Annotated in this window: 16 protein-coding genes; 9 read left to right on the top strand and 7 right to left on the bottom strand. The window is 43.5% G+C overall.

Annotation, left to right across the window (positions count from 1 at the left end; all coding sequences use genetic code 11):
* The first annotated feature begins 216 nt into the window (after positions 1-216).
* Positions 217-945 carry a pseudouridine synthase gene (locus ACED28_RS16660; protein ID WP_017097707.1) on the top strand — a complete coding sequence of 243 codons (729 nt, stop codon included), beginning with the start codon at positions 217-219 and terminating at the stop codon, positions 943-945.
* A gap of 80 nt (positions 946-1,025) precedes the next feature.
* Here ACED28_RS16660 and ACED28_RS16655 read toward each other — a convergent pair whose 3' ends face one another.
* Both ACED28_RS16655 and ACED28_RS16650 read right to left on the bottom strand, forming a co-directional pair.
* Positions 1,026-1,691: a DUF2057 family protein gene (locus tag ACED28_RS16655; protein WP_371710298.1), complete on the bottom strand. Its 666-nt coding sequence runs from the start codon at positions 1,689-1,691 to the stop codon at positions 1,026-1,028.
* Between the two features lie 91 nt (positions 1,692-1,782).
* Entirely contained in the window at positions 1,783-2,772 is a 990-nt protein-coding gene (locus ACED28_RS16650; protein ID WP_065678761.1) for a porin, read from the bottom strand.
* Between the two features lie 513 nt (positions 2,773-3,285).
* Between ACED28_RS16650 and dinG the strand changes: the two genes are divergently transcribed.
* The 5 genes from dinG (at position 3,286) to ACED28_RS16625 (ending at position 8,192) form a co-directional block, all read left to right on the top strand.
* Positions 3,286-5,361, top strand: coding sequence for an ATP-dependent DNA helicase DinG (dinG, locus tag ACED28_RS16645; RefSeq protein ID WP_029223913.1), 2,076 nt, complete (start codon positions 3,286-3,288; stop codon positions 5,359-5,361).
* Positions 5,362-5,489: 128 nt separating this feature from the next.
* Positions 5,490-6,269: a TSUP family transporter gene (locus ACED28_RS16640; protein ID WP_009846330.1), complete on the top strand. Its 780-nt coding sequence runs from the start codon at positions 5,490-5,492 to the stop codon at positions 6,267-6,269.
* A 23-nt stretch (positions 6,270-6,292) separates the two neighbouring features.
* Positions 6,293-6,841: a primosomal replication protein gene (locus ACED28_RS16635; RefSeq protein WP_371710297.1), complete on the top strand. Its 549-nt coding sequence runs from the start codon at positions 6,293-6,295 to the stop codon at positions 6,839-6,841.
* The gene (gene rsmS, locus ACED28_RS16630) at positions 6,831-7,001 is read left to right on the top strand and encodes a pleiotropic regulatory protein RsmS (protein WP_009846328.1); all 171 of its coding nucleotides are present in this window, start codon (positions 6,831-6,833) and stop codon (positions 6,999-7,001) included. Before ACED28_RS16635 ends, rsmS begins: the two co-directional genes overlap by 11 nt.
* Before the next feature lie 57 nt (positions 7,002-7,058).
* Positions 7,059-8,192, top strand: coding sequence for a JmjC domain-containing protein (locus ACED28_RS16625; RefSeq protein ID WP_371710296.1), 1,134 nt, complete (start codon positions 7,059-7,061; stop codon positions 8,190-8,192).
* Positions 8,193-8,360: 168 nt separating this feature from the next.
* Here the strand turns inward: ACED28_RS16625 and ACED28_RS16620 are convergent, their stop codons facing one another.
* Complete coding sequence (locus ACED28_RS16620) at positions 8,361-10,478, bottom strand: methyl-accepting chemotaxis protein (RefSeq protein ID WP_371710295.1); 2,118 nt, start codon at positions 10,476-10,478, stop codon at positions 8,361-8,363.
* A gap of 512 nt (positions 10,479-10,990) precedes the next feature.
* Between ACED28_RS16620 and emrD the strand changes: the two genes are divergently transcribed.
* The 3 genes from emrD (at position 10,991) to xthA (ending at position 15,593) form a co-directional block, all read left to right on the top strand.
* On the top strand, positions 10,991-12,196 hold the full coding sequence (gene emrD / locus ACED28_RS16615; RefSeq protein WP_029223912.1) for a multidrug efflux MFS transporter EmrD: 1,206 nt from the start codon (positions 10,991-10,993) through the stop codon (positions 12,194-12,196).
* A 330-nt stretch (positions 12,197-12,526) separates the two neighbouring features.
* A complete protein-coding gene (locus ACED28_RS16610) occupies positions 12,527-14,617 on the top strand; it encodes a S9 family peptidase (RefSeq protein WP_371710301.1) in 2,091 nt (696 codons plus the stop codon).
* A 169-nt stretch (positions 14,618-14,786) separates the two neighbouring features.
* Positions 14,787-15,593: an exodeoxyribonuclease III gene (xthA, locus tag ACED28_RS16605; protein WP_017102068.1), complete on the top strand. Its 807-nt coding sequence runs from the start codon at positions 14,787-14,789 to the stop codon at positions 15,591-15,593.
* Between the two features lie 136 nt (positions 15,594-15,729).
* Here xthA and ACED28_RS16600 read toward each other — a convergent pair whose 3' ends face one another.
* From ACED28_RS16600 to ACED28_RS16585, 4 genes are all read right to left on the bottom strand, one after another.
* Entirely contained in the window at positions 15,730-18,465 is a 2,736-nt protein-coding gene (locus ACED28_RS16600) for an ImpA family metalloprotease (RefSeq protein ID WP_371710294.1), read from the bottom strand.
* A 199-nt stretch (positions 18,466-18,664) separates the two neighbouring features.
* Positions 18,665-19,342, bottom strand: a complete 678-nt coding sequence (locus ACED28_RS16595) for an ABC transporter permease (protein ID WP_009846321.1) — start codon at positions 19,340-19,342, stop codon at positions 18,665-18,667.
* A gap of 2 nt (positions 19,343-19,344) precedes the next feature.
* The gene (locus ACED28_RS16590; protein WP_012603591.1) at positions 19,345-20,085 is read right to left on the bottom strand and encodes an ABC transporter permease; all 741 of its coding nucleotides are present in this window, start codon (positions 20,083-20,085) and stop codon (positions 19,345-19,347) included.
* A 79-nt stretch (positions 20,086-20,164) separates the two neighbouring features.
* Positions 20,165-20,935: an ABC transporter substrate-binding protein gene (locus tag ACED28_RS16585; RefSeq protein WP_009846319.1), complete on the bottom strand. Its 771-nt coding sequence runs from the start codon at positions 20,933-20,935 to the stop codon at positions 20,165-20,167.
* Positions 20,936-20,987 lie beyond the last annotated feature (52 nt).

The following is a 20,987-nucleotide window of genomic DNA, read 5'->3' as shown; positions in this document are numbered from 1 at the left end:
CAATCTTGATGACAGCATGAGCCAAATCCGTGAGTGCATTGTTTTAATAAAAGAGCCAGTTATAATAAAACACGAAGGTATAATTAAACAAATCAGGCTTAAGAGTCCATCAACTTGTTCTATTTTGTGTCTTTTAGGCGCGCAAATGATAGCTCAATTCCGTTTCTATGAAAACTTTTCGGCACACTTCGTTTACATTTTTGCAAGGTAGTTAACATGTCTACTCGCTCACGCAGCGCATCTCGTTCAGACAAACCGGCTCGTTCTGGTACCACATTAAAACAAAGCGGTAATAGACAGAATCAACACAGTGGCAAAAATGACACTGGCAGTTCACACAAAAAACCGCACTCCAGCAAACACCGATATAAAGGCAAAACTACCAACGCAAAGCCTAAGGTAGCACCCGAAGATCGCAAAGTGATTCTATTCAACAAACCTTTTGATACTCTCAGCCAGTTCACTGATGGCGAAGGTAGAAAAACGCTAGCGGATTTTATTCCCGTAAAAGATGTTTATGCTGCTGGTCGCTTAGATCGAGATAGTGAAGGTTTATTGGTCTTGACCAATGATGGCATCTTTCAAGCTAAGTTGACTCAGCCGAACTCAAAATCGACCAAGACTTACTGGGTACAGGTTGAAGGTGCGCCTTCTGAGAAAGATTTAGATAAATTGAGAAAAGGTGTTGAGCTAAAAGATGGTATGACATTGCCTGCAGAAGTAGAAGTGATGCAAGAACCTCAGGTTTGGGAAAGAACTCCTCCTGTGCGCTTCAGAGCGGCGATACCAACAACATGGTTAGCGATTACCATCATCGAAGGACGTAACCGTCAGGTAAGACGAATGACGGCAAACATAGGCTTCCCTACCCTGCGTCTAATCCGCTACTCAATGGGCAATATGAACGTGGGTCAGCTTCAGCCAGGTGAATGGAAAGAGATTTAGCTCTTACTGATACAGAAAAAGTACTAATATAGCAAAAGCGAGACTCTTATTAGTCTCGCTTTTTTGTAGATGAAGATTGATTACTCTTGGTCAATCATCCATTTACGGAATTCTTTGCGTTCTTGCTTAGAAGCTTTGATATACCAAGCCTGCAATTGCTCAACATTCTGAGTCTCAGCCAGTTTCACTGGTTTCTGAGCTTTGCCGCTTGTCTGTGCTGTCGTATTGTCTACCACAGAAGCTAATACCACTGCTTCCGCTGGTTTATCAAGTAACACGCCATCTTTAAAATAGACTGCCTTACTTGCATTATGCTCAGCTAGTCGAGACTCTAGACCGCCAAACGGTGCAAAACCGGGCTTACGTTCAATGACATCCTGTTGATATTTAATGATCACATCATCCTGTAAAACGACCCATGATGGATTCGCACCTTCAAAGACCTTCTCCGCTTCCATATAGCTACGTACTTTTGGAGACTTAATTTCAACCTCTTCACCAGTAACATCAAAATTCAATACATAAGGTGCCGAAGAGTAAACACCGCTGTTACCAAATTTTTTATCAAAACGAACTAAAACCTGGTTAAAACCCTCATTAATCTGGTTTTCACTGATTTTGTTTTGAGCAGCTTGACCATTAATGTACAGAATTGATACGCCTTTCTGAGGCGTTAGAGTAGCCGCGCTTACACTGCCAATAACGCTTGTAAGTAAGCCCAAAGCTAACAATACTTTCTTCATCATGTCTCTCTTTAAAATCGAATAAACTGTTCTTTATCCTAACAAAAAAGCCACCCTAAGGTGGCTTTTTTTCTAAAACTCGATTACGAGGTCATTAGAATGATGCTTCAACACCAATTGCTAGACCAGTATCTGTTTTGTAGTATTTTGCACCTTTGTCGTTAAGACGTTTTGAATCGTAGTCAATACCACCGACTTCCGCGTACACTTTAGTGTTTGGTGCGATTGCGTAAGTAGAGTTAACGAACCAACGATCTTCTTCTTTAACTTTATCGTCGTGGTCACCGATTGAGTAACCAGTGTTGAAGCCCCAAAGACCCATAGTGTAACCTGCAGCAAATGCGATTACAGAGTTGTCATCGTTCGCAGTATCAGAGTTTACACCGTAGTATGCTGTAGATAGGTAAACATTCTCAATACCAGAGAATACTAGCTCAGCACCGTAACCTTGGTGATCGCCTTTTGCTACGTTAGTATCGAAATTAGCAACGAATGCAGAAACATCGAAATCAGCAAAACGGTAACCCATACGAGCATCGAAGTACTCAGTATCTTTACCTTGCTCTTCTTTGTTGTTCTCGCCATTTACTTTGTCTTGTACGTAACCTAGAGTTGCGTATAGAGCGCCATTGTCGTAATCGTAACGAACAGCTTCGTCAGCACACTCGTTAGTTGCGTTGTCTAGAAGTGTAGAGATACCGTAAGCTTCATCTTTACCAATACCTAGATCATCAACAGCAGTACATAGACGACCAAACTTGATTGAACCGAAAGTGTCGTTGTATGCCGCTACGTAAGTATCACCATTGCGAGTTTTTTGAGCGTTTGCGTTCTCAGAACCGTTGAATTCCCAGTAAGCTCCAACTTTCCAATCTTCGTTTACCATGTACTTGATATCAAAACCGAAGTCAGCGTCTTCGATTTTTTGTTCCATTGAAGAACCTTTTTTGTACTCGTTGCTGTATACAACTTCGATGTCGCCTTTAAGGTCAACAGAAACGCCGTCTTGGTTGTAAATTTCGATTGCTGCGTTTGCAGAACCAGCTGCTGTCATAACTGCTAGAGCTAATAGAGTCTTTTTCATAATAAATCCACTGCCTTTTCTAAGAATGGGAGATCCTTGCCCGGTTCCCTTTTATTTTTTATGACTGGTCATTACTACTCTTTGGTAGTTAATCACCGCCACTAAATTTCGTGGTCTAGATTGCAAAAGATTATCCTGCGTGTCAAATAAACTAAAAACAAACCTAAAAAAAACAAAAATACATAAAAATCATAGGTTTACATTTTTTTTCATCATTTTACGAGCAACTTACCCTTAAATTTAAAGGGAAATATAATAGCCCAAAAAAAGAACAACTCAGTATAATACTCCACCAACTTAGATTTAAATCGCGATTCACAGAATTTAACGCCTGCATTGTGCGATTTTTCAATATATATATTTCGTAACATAAATAAAATCGTTAAGTTCCTGAAGGTTCAGTTTTTTTTTGTGAACGAGATCTACCTTTGATTCAAAAGCAAGCTATTTTGCGGTAAATGTACCGACTAGTGATATGTGCTACTATCCTCGCTCCGTTACGTAGGTCACAGTATGCTAACTACTAAAATTCAAAATTCTATACGCACCAGTTATCAAAACCTCCAAGATCAGTTGGATAACTTTGTACCTCGACGTGCTCAAAATTACCTTGTTGCAGAAATAGCGAAGACACTTTGTGGTCAATACCACAAAAGTAATCGCATGATTGTTGCTGAAGCAGGTACCGGGATCGGGAAGTCACTGGCTTATTTAATGGCAACAATTCCTGTCGCCGTGCTCAACAATCGTAAAATCGTCATTTCAACAGCGACCGTTGCGCTACAAGAACAACTCGTCAATAAAGATCTCCCTCTATATAGACGACTTACCGATAGAGAGTTTTCTTTCATCTTAGCGAAAGGAAGGCAGCGTTATTGTTGTACAGAGAAGTTGGCCGCTGCGTGTGGGGTTGATGGTGGTCAAATGGCGATGTTCGAGTCCAAACCAAAAAAGAAAGACATCGAGCAACTGCAAACCATGTACCGCAGCCTCACCCAAGGTAAATGGGATGGTGACCGTGATTCGTGGCCAAAACCTATCGACAACATGATTTGGCAGATGATCGTCAGTGATAAGCACAGCTGTAACAACAGTATGCCTACGCACAGAGACTGCCCTTTCCAAAAAGCGCGTTCAGAGCTAGATAAAGCAGACGTGATTATCGCCAATCACAGTTTAGTGATGGCTGATGCGGACCTAGGCGGCGGTGTGATACTGCCAGAACCAGAAAATAGCATCTATATATTTGATGAAGCTCACCACTTGCCACACGTAGCGAGAGATCACTCCTCTGCTGCCGCAAGCTTAAAAGGTGCTGCCTCTTGGTTAGAGCGTTTGAATCAATCGATCACTAAGCTTTCGGGGCTAGCAGACGAGAAACGTGTTCATAGATTTAGAAATGAGTTGCAAGACTCAGTACAACAACTGATCCCGACTCTGACTAAAATGAGCAAACAGTTTGACGCTAGCCACTTCGAAGATGGCTTGTATCGCTTCGAGCATGGTGACTTACCTGAATGGTTAGAAAGCGAATCGAAAGATCTCAAACAATTAACGCAAAAGGCGAGCCAAGCCGTAGCAAAAATTGCAGACTTGATTGCAGAACGAGTTAAAGACGGAGAGCTTTCCGCGAAGCTTGCAGAGCCTGCGCTTGCCGAAATTGGCTTCTATATACAAAGAACAGAAAACCTTGCTCAAGTTTGGCGATTAATGGCTGAACCTAAGAGAGAAAAAGGGGCGCCTTTGGCTCGCTGGCTTGAATTAAGCAAAGAAAGCGAGGGGGACTTTGTTGTTAATGTCTCACCATTAGAAGTCGGTTGGCAACTGGACCAACAGATTTGGAGTCGTTGTGTTGGTGCAGTGTTAGTATCTGCGACCATGAGAGCACTCAACTCTTTCAGCTTTTTTTGTCATCAATCAGGTATCAGCCAAAAAGCAGAGGATGGCGTACAATTTCTTGCTTTGGCATCGCCGTTTGATTATCAGAACCAAGCTGAATTAGTGGTACCTGCAATGAAGTACGAACCACAAGCACCTCAGTTTACCGAATATCTTATTGAAATTTTGCCTAAGGTAATAGAAGACAACAAAGCCAACCTCATTCTATTCTCTTCTTATTGGCAAATGAACCAAGTGGCAGAAGCTTTGGCAACAGATTTCGTTAAAAAGTCGTGGGCGTTACAGGTCCAGGGGGATACCTCACGAACTGAAATCCTAAAAAAACATAAAAAGCTCATAGACCAAGGTAAAACAAGCGTTCTTTTTGGAACGGGTAGCTTTTCTGAAGGTCTTGATCTACCTGGCGAGCTGCTTGAAAACCTTGTTATTACCAAGATTCCTTTTGGTGTTCCTACCTCACCTGTAGAGCGGGCACATTCAGAATATATTGAATCTCGTGGCGGTAATCCGTTTATGCAGATTACTGTTCCAGAAGCGAGTAAAAAGCTTATTCAATCTGTGGGTAGATTGCTGCGTAAAGAACGAGATTCTGGTAAAGTCACGATCCTTGATAGACGCATAGTCACGAAGCGATACGGAAAGTCCCTACTCGATTCGCTACCGCCTTTTAAAAGAACAATAAAATACTAATTTTTCTACCCTCGTGGTAGTTATGGGTCTGCCATCGCTAGGCCCTTGCATTCACAACCCAGCATGACTAATCCCTCGATTCTTCATGTGGCTGCCCGAACAGCCGATAACGAGAACACTAGCTATTTATGGAAATGATTGAACCAACCATGTTGGTCATACTTGCCTTGGTTGCATTTGCTGCAGGCTTTATTGATGCTGTCGCCGGTGGCGGAGGAATGTTAACTGTACCAGCTTTGCTATCGCTTGGTTTACCACCACACATTGCACTCGGTACTAATAAGCTGGCCGCAACATTCGCCTCATCAACAGCCGCTTTTACTTACTATCGCAAGAAGCTGTTCAAACCTGAATGTTGGGTCAATGCATTCATATCTACTTTAATAGGTGCAACAATCGGCACCCTGACTGTTGATGCCATAAGCACAGAGTGGTTAGAGAAGGTATTACCGCTAGTCATTCTCGCAGCAGCGGTCTATACCATTTTTCACAAGACTCCAGATGTGAGCCATAATGTGTCTCCTAAACCGTGCCCAGTACTTAAAAGAAAGCAAAAGTACCAAGGATTCATTCTCGGCTTTTATGATGGTGTTGCAGGCCCAGGAACTGGCGCTTTTTGGACTGTGAGCTCGATGGCGCTTTATCGTCTTAATATCTTACTTGCTTCTGGTCTATCTAAAGCCATGAACTTTACCAGTAACTTTACGTCTTTGGTGACCTTCGCAATTCTTGGTCATATTGATTGGGTTCTTGGTTTAACTATGGGTCTTTGTTTGATGGCTGGAGCATTTGTTGGGGCACATTCTGCTATTCGTTTCGGTGCTACATTTATACGACCTGTTTTTGTTACTGTTGTAAGCGTACTTGCGATTAAGCTGGCTTACGAAGCTTGGTTTGTAACCTTATAGCCCAGTCGCCCAAGGTAAGTAAAATGAATCATTTCTCTAAATTAAAAAGCGTCATTGATATCTTAATTGGCCATTGCTCGCAGGTTGATAAATCTCGAGGGGCTTATCATCAAGCCTTGTTCGATAGAACCTTGTTTAAGTGCAGCTCTTCTATTTTACTGCCCTACGCACTCGAAACTCAGGCAACGTACAACACTATTGTTCGAGAACAAGCGACAAACCAACTTACTGCTTCTCGGGCCAACTACCTGACAGAAAAACTCACTAATCAGATAGCTGCAATCCAAAGAGAACTAGCCAATCATGATTTAAGGTTAGATCGAAAAAGTAAGTCAGGGAAAAACCTTAACGACCTATATAACGAACTCGCTCAGCATCAAGATTGGCAAAAGCGATTGGTCGATTTAGTACGAATACGCAAGTTAGCGTTTGAATCTGCGCCTCGCCACAGTAAGAAAAAAGCGGACGAGGCTTGGCAATTAGCAAAAGAACGATTAGAACGCTGCGAAGACTCAATGAAAAATATTGAGAGACTGATTAACTTAGAGAACCCCAAGCGAAATGAACACTGATAACCCATCATCACCACTGGATAACGCCCCAGAAGAAGTTAAGTTAGCTGTCGACCTGATCTATCTGCTCGAAAGCAACGAAATCGACCCAAAGGTTGCGTTAGAAGCAATTAAGATTGTCCAACAAGATTTACAAGCCAAACTAGCATCTAGCATCTAGCATCTAGCATCTAGCATCTAGCATCTAGCATCTAGCATAAAAACATACAGGATTCACATGTACCAACTTAGCTTTTCTATGCCCGAATTTCTTGAAAACTACTGGCATAAAAAACCAACCATCTTGAAAGGTGGCTTCCAAAACTTCGTCGACCCAATTTCGCCGGAAGAACTTGCTGGTTTATCGATGGAAGAAGAAGTGGATTCTCGCTTTGTCTCTAACCTCGACAATCAATGGACTGCAGAACATGGTCCATTCTCAGAAGAGAAGTTTGGCGAACTCACTGAAACACATTGGCAATTGATCGTTCAAGCGGCTAACCACTGGCATCAGGGTGCCAATCAGCTGACTGAAGCGTTCCAAGCGTTACCAAACTGGCTATTCGACGATCTAATGATCTGCTATTCAGCACCAGAAGGTGGCGTAGGCCCCCATATTGATCAATACGATGTATTCATCATTCAAGGCCAAGGTAAACGCCAGTGGAAAGTCGGCGCAAAAGATATTGGCCAATACAAAGAGACCGTTCAAGCTTCTGCACTTCGTCAAATCGAAGGTTTTGACCCGATCATTGATGAAACTTTAGAGCCAGGCGATATCCTTTATATCCCACCAGGTTTCCCGCATGAAGGGAACACGTTAGAGCCGTCAATGAGCTACTCTATTGGCTACCGCTCCCCTAAAGAACAAGAGCTGATTAGCAACTTTGCCGACTTTGTACTTGCTCATGATATGGGTGATGTTCACCTGCATGATCCAGAGTTCAAAACGCAAGAAGGCTACGGCAAAATTCGTTCATCGGATTTAAGCAATCTAACTGACATGTTGAAATCTGCACTAGAGCAACCTGAAACCATCAGCGAATTCATGGGATGTTTGCTAAGCCAATCACGCCACCAGCTTGATATCGTCGCTCCTGAGCCATTATGGACAGAAGAAGAGATCGCTCAGCACTTAGAGTCAGAAGGCGAGATTTGTCGAGTATCGGGCTTAAAAGCGCTCTACCATGAGAATGAAAGCAACACAGCTTACATCAATGGGGAAGTCGTTAAAGTTGAACAGGCTGATTCTTCGCTACTAAACGTACTGTGTGATGATTCGGTAATTAACTCAACAACTAATCTTTCTCCTTCAGGTGTAACCGTCGTGACGGAATTGGTGAATAAAGGTTACTGGTTTATCGAAGACTAACATCGTTAATCGGTTTCGCGGATATCGCCAAGCCTTAGAGCCTTGGAGCCTTGGAGCCTTGGAGCCTTGGAGGCCAAGAAAAATAAAAGGGACAAATGAAATCTTCATTTGTCCCTTTTTCTATTCAATTGTTAACTAAGCTTAAAAGCTATACAGTGAACAACTAGGCTAAACCTTGAACTGATTAACCAATTTCTGCTGCTGTTGGGACAGTTGATCAATTTCGCTACCCACTTGTTCAGAAGCTGCGGCTTGATCCAAGATCTTCGCACTCAAATCACGGATATTAACAACACTTTGGTTCACTTCACCGGAAACCGATTGTTGCTCTTCTGCCGCTCTCACGATCTGGTTGTTCATATCACTGATCGCTTCTATAGAAGTAAAGATCGAACCCAGATCTTCGACCGCTTTTTGAACATGTAATGCCGTGTCGTTAGCGAGAATATTACCTTCTTGTATCGCTTCAACGACATCTTGAGTGCCCGCGTGGACCTTGTCGATCACGGCTCTGATTTCACCAACCGATGACTGTGTGCGACTTGCGAGGTTTCTTACCTCATCAGCAACGACGGCAAAACCTCGACCTTGCTCACCTGCACGAGCCGCTTCAATCGCCGCATTCAATGCCAGTAAGTTGGTTTGCTCAGAGATCCCTTCAATCACACTTAAGATCTCAGTGATGTTACCGTTATTTTTAGCCAACTCTTCAACAATAGGCACGGCGCTCGACATACGATCCACCAGCTTTCTCATCTCACCGGCAGAAAGTTCGATAACCTGTTGGCCTTGCTGAGCAGAACGATTCGCTTCACAAGCGGCATCAACGGCTATTTCAGCATTTTGTACCACTAAGCCCGAAGTCTGAGTCATCTCTTCTGCCGCGGTCGCCACAAGATCCACTTCTTTAAACTGAGACTCACTACTTTCACGAGTACTTGATGCAGAGGCCTTCGCCTGGCTTGTCGTGCTCGCCACTTGCTCAGTGGTCTGAATCACCTCTTTAATAGTGTGTTGAAGCTTGTCTAAGAACAGGTTAAACCCTTGTGACAACTGACCAATTTCGTCTTGAGATTTCACTTCCAAGCGTTGCGTTAAATCACCTTCACCAGAAGCAATATCGTTCAGTCTCTCAACTACCTGTCGAATAGGCTTAACAATGGACAGTGAAGCAAAAGCGATGATCGCTAGACCGAAAAAAATAAAGCTAATACCCGCAATCACTTCAGTCTTAATACCTTCACTTAGCTTAGTACTAATAATGGCATCCAATTGATTCGCGTCAGCAACCACACTCTCTCTTGGAATCTCAAACAGCACACCCCAAGTTTGGTTGGCGGCAACAACAGGTGCAAATGCGAGTAACCACTCACCATTCTCACTCCATTGAGTCGTGACTTCGCCACCAAAGATAAAGTCCGTCATTAGATCACTACTTGTATTGTTGCTTTGAAAACTCGAACCAACCGCAATACTTTGATCATCAGAAGCGATAACGGAACCGTCTAAGCTAACGACGTAAACCGCGCCTGCACCTTCAAACAAGCTTTGATCCGATTGAGTGACAACATTGGTTAAACCATCGAGCCTTAAGTCGATGCCCAAGAAACCAATCGCCACATCATCAACGATGATAGGCACCGAAATCGAAGACGTAAGCAGTTCTTGACCACCGCTACTCACAACTCTTGGCGTACTAATACACGTTTGTCCAGATGACAAAGGACAGAAAAAGCGTTCGCTATTGCTGTTATCACTCAATGTTGATTCTGATAACACGTTTGGAAGAACATTCTCACCATTATCTGCCACCTTCCAATAAGGAGCAAAACGCCCTCTTTCATTCGAGCCGACATAATCCGCATCGACATAATTCGCATCTTCAGCATCAAGTAAATCGGGCTTGAAGACTAGGTAAGCCCCTTGAATAGAATCAAAGTTCAAAACGGAACGACGAACCATTTCATCTAACGCAGTACGAAGCTCTTCACTTGGGGTAAAGTTTTCGTCTGCATTGTTCTTTAGAAACTGGGCACTAGAAGCCAACATTTCTGCTCGATAAATAGCTTCATCGACATAACGTTGAGTTTCTTGAGCATTAAGCTGAGAAACGGATGCCAACAACTGTTGAGTTTTGTTAATCACCGATTCTGAGCTTTGAGATTTTATGACCTGTTGATTACTCGTCGCGTTGTAGATCGAGAAACCAATGAGAGACAGTGACGTAATGATTAAACAACAACCTGCTAAGAGGGTTATTTTCCACTGTACTGATAGAGAACGCATTTAATATCCTTATTTAAGCCAAAAGACTTCCATAACCGTAACCATCACATTAGTAACAAACTGCTATGCACAATGTGAATGAGTTAGACGAATAGCTTAGCGGATAATTACAGCACAAATTACGTGCATATAAAACGAAAGTTTATAGAAATGTTAATAAATCGTGTATTTTGTCTGTTATTGCTTTGATTTCAAGAGCTTTCAGCTTGTCAGACTTAGGCTTCTTTGTGCCTACGCTTCCGGTCATGAATAACGCAAATTGATTCAGAGTAATTGCAACATTTCAAGGAAGCCAATAACTCCTTTTATTTTATAACCTCAATGAATTCGGATTAGTTTTTATAATCCAAGCTATAGATTTTTATCTTGATCAACTTCACACTTTTTGGTTGCTAAGTAGATGCTCAATCTCTAATATCTCGCGCCTAGATTCCCAGGTTACTTTACTTATTTGGCTCTCCTTAATGGAACGCCAAGGCTTTTTACGTCCTAATTTTTGGAGAGATACGCAAATGTCCGCCTCGTTTCCATTAGCGAAACTTACCTTTTTAATCGCTATCCTGACTGCCGTGGGTCAAATGACTCAAACGATGTACGTGCCTTCTATCGGTCATATGGCGGGTGAGTTCTTGGTTTCAGCATCTTCGCTTCAAGCTGTGATGGCGTGCTACCTGATCCCTTATGGTCTGTCGCAGTTTGCATACGGTCCACTTTCTGATCGCCTAGGTCGCAAACCAATCATCGTTGTCGGTTTGATCATCTACATCATCGGTACTTTGGTAGCATTGTTTGCTCACGAATATGAATGGTTCTTAGCAGGTAGCTTTATACAAGGTTTAGGCATCGGTTGTGGTGGTGCGATGTCTCGTACATTGACTCGCGACTGTTTTGAAGGCGCAGAACTGCACCGCGCAAACAGCTTAATTAGCATGTGTGTGATTTTCTCACCATTGATGGCTCCTGTATTAGGTGGGTACTTAACAGAAGCTTTCGGTTGGCGTTCTAGCTACTTGTTCCTGGCGCTGTTTGGTATCGCAGTGGTGATCACCATGATGACGAGCATGATGGAAACTCTGCCAAAAGAACGACGCAAACATGAATCGGTTGCCAACAGCTACAAGTTCGTTCTATCTGACAAACGTTTCCAAGGTTTCTTATTGGTATTGGTCGCAACATTTGCAGGTGTAGCGGTATTTGAAGCTGCGGCAGGTGTATTACTTGGCGGAGTACTTGGCTTGCCAGCAACCACAGTAAGCTTGTTGTTTGTATTACCCATTCCAGGTTACTTAGTCGGTGCTGGCCTATCCAGTTACATCGCACAACGTAGCAGTGAGCGCCGCGCTCTGAATGTTGGACTAGTTGCTATCTTGGTAGGGTCTACCGTGGTGTTGATACCAGGTCTATTTAGTCAAACAACAGCATTAACTTTGATCGGTGGTGCTACGATTTACTTTTTGGGCGCTGGTATCTTATTCCCGGCGGCAACAACAGGGGCGCTTTCGCCATTCCCGTACCACGCAGGTACTGGAGGTGCAATTTTGGGTGGTATGCAAAATCTAGGTGCTGGCATCGCAACACTACTGGCCTCGTTCTTCCCAGCTCAAGACCAACTTCCGCTCGGTTGCTTGATGATTGCAATGTCATTCATCGCCATGCTTGGTTTACGTTGGGTTAATCGTAAACCTGACCATTCAAACGAAATGCCATTGGCTATCTAAAGTAAACTCTACCTCAGCTCAAACAACGAAGAGGGACAGACTGAAAAGTGTGTCCCTTTTTCATTGCACGTTTCCCCCAGATCACATCTACCATCGATTCCATTAAACATTACTTTGATTTATTGAAAACAATAACAGACACTTACGCTGAAAGTACCAATCCAGAATCCAATTATAAATAACATCACTGGAAGAAAACTAACCACTAAAGGATGCTGGCATTAAAACGAGTAAGGTACACAATAGGATATACAGATGCGTTTCGCTTTAACCACATTAGCCGTATCGGCCGCACTTGTCGCCGGATGCAGCAATCAAGGAATAACAACCATGGACCACAACTCTCCATCGCAACTCATCGCACATCAAACCCAAGCTCCCGTAGCTAAGAAAGTCCCTCATGCAATGACGATTCATGGTGATACCCGAATCGATGATTATTACTGGATGCGTGATGATGAGCGCCAAGACCCAGAGATCTTGCAGCATCTTGAGCAAGAAAACCAGTACGCAGAGGCCGTGCTGAAACACACTGAAGCATCACAAGAACAGTTATTTGAAGAGATCAAAGGCCGAATCGCAAAAGACGACCATTCGGTTCCAGTTCGCAAAGGCAGCTACTACTACTCGAATGAAGTCACAGGTGACAACGAATACCCAGTTCACTTGCGTGAAAATGACTTTTTAGGTACAGACAAGCAAGTCATCTTAGATGTTAACGAACTAGCAAAAGACCATGAATTTTTCAGTATTGGTGGCTTAACGATCAGCCCAAGCGAAAACTTGTTGGCCTATGGCGAAGACACGCTGAGCCGCCGTATTTACACCATCAAGATTAAAGACCTCACGACAGGTGAATACCTAACAGATGAAATTGAAGGGGCTTCGAGCGCGATTGCATGGCAAAACGACAACCAAGCCTTTTACTACATCAAAAAAGATCCACAAACATTACTTGGTTATCAAGTTTACCGCCATGTGTTAGGCACACCTCAAACAAGCGATGAGTTAATCTACGAAGAAACCGACAGCGCTTACTACACCTCTTTGAGCAAAAGCAAAGATGGTGAACAGGTCTACATTTGGCACTCGAGTACAGAAACCAGCGGTGTTTCAGTCATAGATGCCAACAACCCAAACGCTAAAGCCGAAGCTTTCTACCCACGAGAAACGGGTATCGAGTACAGCATCGCTAAGCTAGGTGATTGGTACTACATCTACACCAACTACCAAGCGGTCAACTTCCGTTTAATGAAAGTCACTGCTGAAGAGATGCATGACCGCTCTAAATGGGTCGATGTCATTCCTGCTGACGAGAATACTCAACTTGTTGACTTCGAGCTGTTTGATGACCATCTGGTTTACGAGCAACGTGCGAATGGCTTGTCTACAGTGAAAGTTCGTCAACTCTCAACAGGGAAAGAGTTCCCACTTGAATTTAACGACACTGCTTTTGCTGCTTACCTAACAAGTAACTATGAATTAGATAACTCAAAAGTTCGCGTCTATTACAGCAGCTTAACCACGCCAGGTACTTACTATGATTTCGACCTAAGTTCAGGAGAATCCGAAGTCATGAAACAAACACCTGTATTGGGTGATTTCGAAGCGGATAACTACCAATCAGAGCGAATTATGGTAACGGCTCGCGATGGTAAGCAAGTACCTGTCTCTCTGGTTTATCGCAAAGACTTATTCAAGAAAGACGGCACTAACCCAATCTACCAATACGGCTATGGCTCTTACGGCCACACTATCGAACCAACCTTTGGCTCGGCTCGACTCAGCTTACTTGATCGCGGATTCGTTTATGCTATCGCACATATTCGAGGTTCCGAGATGCTTGGCCGCCCTTGGTATGAGGACGGCAAAAAGCTGACCAAGCAAAACACGTTCAACGACTTTATCGATGTGACCAAAGGGCTGGTTGAAGAAGGCTACGGCGCACAAGATAAAGTGTTCGCCGTTGGTGGTTCTGCTGGCGGTCTATTGATGGGCGCAATCATCAACCAAGCACCAGAACTGTACCGTGGCATCGGAGCACATGTTCCGTTTGTAGACGTTGTCACAACCATGCTTGACGAATCGATTCCTCTCACCACCAACGAGTATGACGAATGGGGCAACCCGAACGAGCAAACCTATTACGATTACATGCTAGGTTACTCACCATATGACAATGTGAAGGCTCAAAGCTACCCGAACATCTTGGTAACAACAGGCCTGCATGACTCACAAGTACAATACTTTGAACCCATGAAGTGGGTGGCGAAGCTGCGTGAGATGAAAACAGACAACAACGTGCTGCTGTTCAAAACCGATATGGAAGCTGGTCACGGTGGCGCTTCCGGTCGATTTAAGCGATTAAAAGAAGACGCACTTGAATACGCGTTCTTTTTAGACTTGCTAAAGACTCAGTAGATTCTGCGTAAAAGTGAGTATTCACACCATTTTGTCGCCATTTAGGGGCGACAAAATGGCGACAGAAATTATTAAGCATGCTTAAATACGATTAATCATGAAACCCACCAAATCAGCAAGCCCTTGAAAAGCAAGCAATCACAAGGGTTTACGAGAGGTATAAAAACAAATGAAAGTAATTAGCTTCAACATCAATGGCCTTAGAGCCCGCCTTCATCAGCTTCAGGCTATTATCGATAAGCACCAACCTGATGTGATTGGTCTACAAGAGATCAAAGTGCACGATGAAGCCTTCCCACTAGCCGATGTTGAAGCTATGGGTTACAAGGTCTACTTCCACGGTCAAAAGGCTCACTACGGTGTGGCTATGCTTTGTAAGCAAGAGCCAATTTCGGTACAAAAAGGCTTTCCTACAGACAATGAAGACCATCAAAAGCGTATGATCATGGCGACGTTTGAAGATGAAAACGGTGAGAAGGTCACTGTGCTAAATGGTTACTTCCCTCAAGGCGACAACATTAAGCATGAAACCAAATACCCGTACAAGCGCCAGTTCTACAAAGACTTAATGACGTACCTGAACGATTACCACAACAAAGATGAACAAGTGATCGTAATGGGCGACATTAATATCAGCCCTACCGATATTGATATCGGCATTGGTGAACCTAATGCGAAACGTTGGTTGAAAACCGGTAAATGTTCTTTCCAACCAGAAGAACGCGAATGGTTGAAAACATTGATGGATTGGGGCTTTGTGGACAGCTTCCGTTTACTACACCCTGAAGTGAACGATCAATACTCATGGTTTGATTACCGCTCAAAAGGCTTCGTGGACAACCGCGGCCTGCGCATTGATGTGGTACTTGCGACTCAGAAGCTTGCTGACAAGTGTACTGAAGCGGGCATCGACTACGAACTACGCGGCATCGAAAAACCGTCAGATCACGCGCCAATTTGGTCGACGTTTAAGTAGTTACTTTTAGGTAACAGAACTTAGCCATATCAAGTAGCTGGTAAATCGTGTTCACTAGGCTAACCAGAAGCGAATAACGAAAGAGAGGAGTTAATATCTCCTCTCTTTTTTATTCGTGACTCTATCTGCCATATACCTAATTAAGCGGCCAAGCGGTCGTGCCGTCAACATCTAACGGCGTCTTAGCAAATTCATCTAAGCAATAGCCTTGATTAGACGATGCAAAATATGTCAAAGGCATGTTACTTAGACTAAGAGCTGTGACTTGTTGCTTCGCTTTATCACTGAAACTGAATCCCCACATATCTAAGTATTGTGTCATATCCCTTTCTGCAACGTAGCTTAATGCGATAAGTAACCAGTCATTGTTGGTGATGCCTTCGGCTTCCTGTTTGGTGTAATCTGAAAAACCAATCGAGCCTTTACCGTTGTTCCAAAGAGTATCACTGGCTTTCAAGCGATTAAACTCGCGTTCAATCAAGTGTAAGCGCCCTAGTAAATGCCAACCTGAATTCAATACACCTTGCTGCTCAGTCAACATCATCATTTGAATGAACATACGAGCCCCCCAACTCCAACCCGTTTGATTTTGAGCCGCCATAAAAGCGTTTGGATCTGGCTGAGTTCGGCTCTGCTGTAAAAGTTGATACTGCCCTTTAAAGTCTAGGCTTTGGCAAGACGATACCTTTGCCGTATCTTTGTAATACTTTGATTTACTGAAATACGAATAGTAGTTGGTTGTTGAGTGGCCTTCCCACCCAGAGAATCTAAAACGTCCTCTTTCCAGTCCATGACCAAGCTCGTGCAAATCACCATGCCCTAGAGGATGAAAAGACCAATAAGCATCGTAAGGGTTTCCTGAACAACCGTAACCACAAGTCGCTTGATCGGCATTCATGTGCTTTACAATATCAATGTTCGCAATTTCCCAGCCCTTTGCCTCTCCGTATTGGTGTATTTCAGCAATTTCATCAATTCCTGGCCCTTTGAAACCCGCAAGTGCATGAGGAAGGTTGTGTACGTAACGCTCTGTGGCGAGAGCCATATCATGCGGCTGTGCCCAATCAGAAGCTCCGATAGACTCTTTCATCTTGTCTAGTTTAGAGTGAACTTCAAATCCGGGAGTCACCAACTCAGCCCAGTCAAAGTTACCTTCTTCGAGCTGCGCGACAAAGCTATCGTTGTCCGCTTGACTTCGCCAAACAGGGTGTTGGGCAACATTTTCAAAACGCAGCTCTACATCGATATCGTTGGTATCAAAATGAACTTGTAATGTCCCGCCATAGGCAGAGGTCAGGTATATCGTTTCTCCATGTTTTACGGGGTAAGTTACCGAAGTCAAAAACTTCGGCCTTGCATAGCCGTCTTTACCCGAAAACTCATGAGTCGCACCGCTACGTAGTGTGTTAAGGGCAATCGACGTTGCCACTTTGTTATTATCTAATCGCGTCACTTTGATCGTCTTACCCGGTAAGGCATATACACCCGCCGCACGGAAGTTTTTCTTTGACTCTAAAGTAATAATCTTGGTGATGAGAGGGACATTCTTAAAGTTCTTGGTGCTGAAGTTCCCTAAACTCGGCTGTGCTGCGTTATGTTGTCGAGTGTTGTATGTCGCGTAATCACTGTAATACGACCGAAGAAAGTCGATTCTATCTGTTACGTCTTTACCCATTGGGTACTTAACGTCTTGTCGGTAGCGATCAGCAAGTAGCAGTAACAGCTTTTCATATTCGTAGTTCTTGGATGCAAAGAGATCAATTTTTTTGCTATCAAGCGTCGTTAGGTGTGAACGAATACTGTTCGCGGCCTTATAGAACTCTTCATCCATGTTGGACTCATCTGGGCAAGATTTGTCATCACATAAATTCAAGTCAACAGTGAAACTATCGAGTTTCAGGCGCTGTAAAAGTGCTTGTTGTTTGACGATATTATCTGGCATTCGATCAATCAGTTGCGTTGAATCCCAATTTGACAGCCCTAGCCTGCGCCAAGAGTTATCACCAACATACGTCATATGCATTTCTGCAAATAGTGCGTTGCCTAAGTCCGTCATACCGCCATCAAGATGCAAATACAGTACGGGAATCTTTTTGTTGAACGCCAAACGTAACCCCGTCATTACATCGTTAATTTCGTCACCATCATTTAACTTTTGAGACAAAATCAATAAATCAGGGTTGTTCGTTTCAATACATTGGCTTAATTTGCTGCCGTCACAGGCTTTATCATCATTGATAACCATCGAAGGATTGATGTTGCTCGTTAGCCAGTTTCGCGTTGCTTTGTCATCAGGAAAATAATAAGACTGATCCATCTGAGCCAAGACAACATTCTTAGGTGAACTTGTGCCTGATGCCCAACCCACCAAGTTTTTCAACCACACTTCCATTTCTGCGTTGACTGAATCCGTTGAACGTTGCTTAGTTCGAAATGGGTTACTTGCTAACGCAGCGTAACGACTACCGCTCGATGTATAACCTGCAATACCAATCGCAAGCTCTTGGTCAGTATATCCACTCTGCATCGCTTTATTGGTTTGCAGGATGACATCGTTGAAGCCGTAAGTTGGTAAGATGATCGCGGCATCGTGTGTTGGATCCCAATGAAGATTGCGCAGCGGCGTGCCGTCTGAATTTTTAGACAGAGACTGTTTAATTTGACTGTAATCAGATTTGTATTGGGCAACGAGCGTTTGGCTGGCGTCAATAAACTCATTGGCATTAGATACAAGGGATGCATCTCCGGATTCAAGCGCTTTTTGTACCGCCGTTTTACTCGGAGGTTGAGCGGAATCACTAGAACCACCACATGCAGAAAGTAGTAGAGACGACGGCAGAATTAGACACAAAGATAAGATGTTTTTTTTCATTGTTATACGACACTCAAAAAAATTGGAGCAAGTGTATCTATGGGTTTAATGAAGTCAATTGATTCGACTAATGGGTTCGTAATTTATGAAGTGAATTTAACAAATACCACTTAAACTTATTAGAACCCGAACAATTGAATTGAAATTAAAAACGGCGCTACAAAAGCGCCGTTTATCTAAGAAAATCTGTATCGTAGAGTTAACTTAACGGCCTTAGGTAAGCAAGGAAACGCTTCTCTGCGAATTTGAAAATCGCAATGATAATAAACGTTAGCGCCATGTAGAATAGACCTGCCGTTAGGAAAGACTCGAATGGAGCGTAGTAGCGAGAGTTGACCAAACGTGCAGCACCCGTTAAATCCATAATGGTTACGATACCTGCTACCGCTGAACCATGAAGCATAAAGATAACTTCGTTACTGTAAGCCGGTAATGCACGACGTAGAGCACTTGGCAAAATGATGCGGCGGTAAGTCTTTGGTGTGCTCATGCCGTACGCTTTCGCGGCTTCAACCTCACCTTTCGGTAAGCCATTAATAGCACCACGAATGATCTCTGCAGTATATGCTGATGTGTTCAGAATAAACGCAACTAAAGCACAGAACCACGCGTTTTCCCATAGTGTATCTTTTACTGGGAAGAATTGGTCCATACCGTAGTAAATCAGGTACAACTGAACCAATAACGGCGTACCACGGAAGAAATAAATGAACGACCAAGCTGGTGCATTAATCATCATATTTGGACTGTTACGAGCGATAGCTAATGGTATGGCTACGAATAAGCCAACAATCAAAGCGACACAAACCATCCAAGCCGTTGTCCACAAACCACCAAGGTAAATCGGCAGGCTTTCAATTATCAATGAAAAGTCCATAACTACCTCGCGTGGATACTGAATTTACGTTCAACCAACTTAAGTAAGCCCGTCGAAACACTGGTGAAGAATAAGAAGATGATTGCTACCGTCATATAGAAGGTAAATGGCATTTTGGTTGAACCCGCCGCCAGAGCGCTAACACGTACCATGTCTTCAAGGCCAATAATAGAAACCAGCGCGGTAGTTTTTAGTAAAACCAACCAGTTATTACCAAACCCCGGCAGTGCGTGACGAATCATTTGCGGTAATAGAATACGACGGAACGCTAAAACAGGGCCCATGCCATAGGCCTTTGCCGCTTCCATTTCGCCGCTATCAACAGCCATGATGGCACCACGGAAGGTTTCAGCCATGTAAGCACCGAAGATAAAGCCAATGGTTAAGACACCAGCAATAAATGGGCTGACATCAATATAATCAGGTAAGTAAGCAGTCCACTCGTGGTTAGGGTCACTCGACGTGAACCATTCATTGAGCCACTCATTGATGGAATACAAACTGTTGTTTAAAAGGATTTGTCCACCAAAGAAAATCAACATCATCAATACGAGATCGGGGATACCTCGAATAACGGTTGTATAGAGGGTTGCAATTGCACGAGCCCAGCGATAAGGCGCGAGTTTAGCTAAGGCACCTAGCATACCAAGAACCATAGCTAAAATTAGCGACAGTAAGGCAACTTCGATTGTAAGCACCGCCCCTTTCAGGATCGACGCTTCATATCCTTGTAAATCAAACATAATGAATTCCAACAGAACTGCGAAAAAGTTGGTAAGACAGGGAGAGGTGAGCCTCTCCCTTAAGAAGTGACGCTAGAGATTACTTACCGTATACGTCGTAGTTGAAGTATTTAGCAGCGATATCTTGGTAGATGCCTTTTTCACGTAGTGAAAGGATTGCAGCATCTAATTGCTTAGTCAGATCTTTGTCTTGCTTACGTAGAGCAATACCAAAACCTTCACCGAACCATTTAGGATCAGTGAGTGATGGACCAACAAACTCGTAGTCTTCACCACCCGCTTTGTTTAGTACACCTTCTTCTAGAGCAGATGCATCACCCAGTACAGCAGCAACACGACCGTTAGCTAGATCAAGGTAAGCTTCGTCAAATGAACCGTAACGAACGATTTCTACTGTGTCGCCGTAGTTATCTGTTAGGTACTTGTCGTGAGTTGTTGCACGTTGAACGGCAATTTTTTGACCACTTAGATCATCAAAGTTAAGGCCTGCACCTTTTTTAGCGATGAACTTGTTCGGGATAAGTGCGTATTTACCTGTGAAATCGATCTTTTTCTTGCGCTCTTCCGTGATAGACATTGCCGCAATGATCGCATCATATTTACGAGCAAGCAGAGAAGGAATAATACCATCCCAATCTTGTGCAACGATCTTACACTTCACCTGCATTTCAGTACAAAGCGCGTTAGCCATATCGACATCGAAGCCTTTCAGCGAACCGTCAGCTTCTGTCCAGCTAAATGGAGGGTAAGCACCTTCAATACCGAAACGTACTGTTTTCCATTCTTTTGCTTGAGCTACGCCCGTTGCAGCAGTTGCAGCAAGTGCCGCGACTAATAACCACTTTTTCATATCCCTACTCCTGTGATTTAGGTTTTTATGTTTTGCTAATTTTAATATTGTG

Origin of the sequence: Vibrio sp. 1F253, from assembly GCF_041439295.1 — a bacterium.
GTDB classification, from domain to species: Bacteria; Pseudomonadota; Gammaproteobacteria; order Enterobacterales; family Vibrionaceae; genus Vibrio; species Vibrio tasmaniensis_A.
The sequence above is the reverse complement of the archived record's forward strand: the minus strand, read 5'-3'. Positions and strand labels throughout refer to the sequence as shown.

Coding starts and splice junctions, on each gene's coding strand:
- ACED28_RS16660 (WP_017097707.1), top strand. CDS start 217: ATGTCTACTCGCTCACGCAGCGCATCTCGTTCAGACAAACCGGCTCGT.
- ACED28_RS16655 (WP_371710298.1), bottom strand. CDS start 1,691: ATGATGAAGAAAGTATTGTTAGCTTTGGGCTTACTTACAAGCGTTATT.
- ACED28_RS16650 (WP_065678761.1), bottom strand. CDS start 2,772: ATGAAAAAGACTCTATTAGCTCTAGCAGTTATGACAGCAGCTGGTTCT.
- dinG (WP_029223913.1), top strand. CDS start 3,286: ATGCTAACTACTAAAATTCAAAATTCTATACGCACCAGTTATCAAAAC.
- ACED28_RS16640 (WP_009846330.1), top strand. CDS start 5,490: ATGGAAATGATTGAACCAACCATGTTGGTCATACTTGCCTTGGTTGCA.
- ACED28_RS16635 (WP_371710297.1), top strand. CDS start 6,293: ATGAATCATTTCTCTAAATTAAAAAGCGTCATTGATATCTTAATTGGC.
- rsmS (WP_009846328.1), top strand. CDS start 6,831: ATGAACACTGATAACCCATCATCACCACTGGATAACGCCCCAGAAGAA.
- ACED28_RS16625 (WP_371710296.1), top strand. CDS start 7,059: ATGTACCAACTTAGCTTTTCTATGCCCGAATTTCTTGAAAACTACTGG.
- ACED28_RS16620 (WP_371710295.1), bottom strand. CDS start 10,478: ATGCGTTCTCTATCAGTACAGTGGAAAATAACCCTCTTAGCAGGTTGT.
- emrD (WP_029223912.1), top strand. CDS start 10,991: ATGTCCGCCTCGTTTCCATTAGCGAAACTTACCTTTTTAATCGCTATC.
- ACED28_RS16610 (WP_371710301.1), top strand. CDS start 12,527: ATGGACCACAACTCTCCATCGCAACTCATCGCACATCAAACCCAAGCT.
- xthA (WP_017102068.1), top strand. CDS start 14,787: ATGAAAGTAATTAGCTTCAACATCAATGGCCTTAGAGCCCGCCTTCAT.
- ACED28_RS16600 (WP_371710294.1), bottom strand. CDS start 18,465: ATGAAAAAAAACATCTTATCTTTGTGTCTAATTCTGCCGTCGTCTCTA.
- ACED28_RS16595 (WP_009846321.1), bottom strand. CDS start 19,342: ATGGACTTTTCATTGATAATTGAAAGCCTGCCGATTTACCTTGGTGGT.
- ACED28_RS16590 (WP_012603591.1), bottom strand. CDS start 20,085: ATGTTTGATTTACAAGGATATGAAGCGTCGATCCTGAAAGGGGCGGTG.
- ACED28_RS16585 (WP_009846319.1), bottom strand. CDS start 20,935: ATGAAAAAGTGGTTATTAGTCGCGGCACTTGCTGCAACTGCTGCAACG.